General features: G+C 71.4%; 1 protein-coding gene. It reads left to right on the forward strand.

All coding sequences use genetic code 11. The features are described from left to right. A partial coding sequence (locus AC3ET4_RS30570) for a M4 family metallopeptidase (protein WP_431955184.1) occupies window positions 1–2,401 on the forward strand: 2,401 nt, incomplete at its 5' end. Window positions 2,402–2,465 lie beyond the last annotated feature (64 nt).

Below are 2,465 nucleotides of genomic sequence, written 5' to 3' on the forward strand. Positions count from 1 at the left end.
CGCTGTGGAACTCGCCGTGCACCAGGTGCGGGCGGAGATGGCCAAGGGCGGCTACCGCCCCGCGCGCGCCAAGAGCGCGAAGGACGACCTGACCGGCACCGACCGCGGGCTGAGCGTGCTGCCCACCGGCAAGGGCGTGCTGGCCCGCCACGTCACCGTGCGCGGCACCGACCCGGCCACCGGCGCACCCGTCGACCAGGAGGTCTACCTCGACGCCGCCACCGGCGTGGCGGTCTACGAGCACGGCGGCGCGCCGACCTTCCTCCCGAGCGCTCCCTCGCGCGGCGCCGCCGCGCTCCGGGCGGGCGCCTCCCAGCGCGGTGCCTCGGCGGCAACCAAGCCCCCCACCGCTCCTGCGGGCGATTCGAAGGGCGTCAGCGGCAGCGGAACCCTGTTCGACGGCACCACCGTTACGCTGAACCTCACCAAGGACGCCGGCACCGGCGGCTACCTGCTGCGCGACACCGCGCACATGGCCGACAGCAAGGCGCACAACGTCATCCAGACCTGGGACGCCACCGGCCTCTATTACCAGGACGTCTCGCACCAGTGGCCCGACGCGATCGTGCCGTTCACCTCGCCCACCACGAAGGTTCCGCAGGACCTGACCGACAACGGAGCGGTCAACGCGCACTGGGCGGCCGGCAAGGTCTACGAGTACTACCGCGGCACCTTCCAGCGCGACAGCCTCGACGGCAAGGGCATGGCCATCAACTCCGTCATCGGAGTGACGGATCGCGGCTCCCCGTACGTCAACGCCTTCTGGGACAGCAGCAAGATGGTCTACGGCGTCGGTGACAGCGAGTACCGCCCGCTCTCCTCCGACCTGGACGTCGTCGGCCACGAGATGACCCATGGCGTCGTCGAGCACACCGCCGACCTCGTCTACGCCGGCCAGTCCGGTGCCTTGAACGAGGCCATCGCCGACTACTTCGGCAACGCCATCGACATCACCGTCAGCGGCACCCCCATGAGCGACCCGGACGCCGGCCTGATCGGCGGCGACCTCTGCCGCACCCTGACGCCGAGGGAGTGCGCCTTCCGCGACCTCAACGACGGCGCCACCACCAAGGGCTTTCTCGGGCTCCCCCTCGGGAGCGACTACGACCAGGGAGGCGTGCACTACAACTCCCCGATCTTCGGCGGCGCGCTGTGGGACATCCGCGAGGCCCTGGGCGGCGAACTCGCCGACCAGATCGTCTACAAGGCGCTCACCTCCTACCTCACCCCTCTCGACGGTTTCACCGAGGGCCGTGACGCGGTCGTCGCCGCCGCCAAGTCGCTGCACGTCAAGGGCGACCGCATGGAGCAGGTGAAGAAGGCCTTCGACAGCCACGGCATCGTCCCCGGCTGGGAGAAGAGCCTCGGCCTGGACAGCGACGTCCTGCTCGGCCGGGTCGGCACGCTGCGGTCGTTCGTCGGCACCGGTACCAGCGTCAGCGCCGGCGGCGACTGGTGGGCGGTTCCCCGCTCCAGCGCCGACGGCACCGAGCCGTACGCCGTGTGGACCGGCCGCATCGACGGCAAGGGCAAGCCGCGTCGGATCTCCCCGGTCGACGGGCGCTCGCACCTCAGTGCGGTCACCGACGGCAAGCGCGTGGTGTGGGTGGCGGTCGGCGACGTCCCCGGCGACGACCCCTGGGTGCACACGTACGACATCCTGTCCGCGCCCATGGGCGGCGGCCCGGTCAAGACCCTGTACAGCACCCGTTCGGAGATCAGCGGCCTGAGCGTGGACGGCGACACGGTCGCCTGGTCCCGCCGTGACGACGCGACCGCCTGGCAGCGGGTCCTGTATGTGCAGGGCAACGACACCACCCCGCGTGAGGTGCCGCTCGGCCAGGACTACAACCAGGCGTTGAAGCCCGCCGTCAAGGACGGGCGTATCGCCTACGTCCACGAGGACGCCAACGGGACCGGCGTGGAGGTCTTCGACACCAGGACCCGGAAGACCACGGCTCTGGGCGCACCCTCCTCGCCGGAGTGGATCAGCGCACCGGTGATGACCGGGGCCGATGTGTACTGGCTCATCGACACCGACTACACCGACGACGCCTTCACCACCCTGCGCCGGGCGTCCCTCGACGGCTCCTCGGTCACCGACATCGTCCCCGAGAAGGGCCCGCAGCCCATCCGGGCCTACGGCCTCACGGCGTCGGACACCGCGGTCACGGTGCAGGTGCTCTCCTCGTGGTCGCAGGTCTTCGACGACCCGAACGACTCCCTGGACAAGCTCTACCAGTTCACCCCGCAGGGCGCGCCGCTGGGCCGGGTCTCCTGCGACAAGGGCAGCCAGTCGGGCGCCGCCGCGGGCGCCGGCAACCGCGTGCTGTGGATCGACAGCACCACCACGGACACCGACCTGGTGACCCGGGCCCGCCCCGCGGGCACATGCCGCTGAGCGGCCGCGACACCGCACCACCCCGACGGGGGGGGGGGGGGGGGGGGGGAGGGGGGGGGGGGGA

It is taken from the genome of Actinacidiphila sp. bgisy167 (assembly GCF_057707665.1).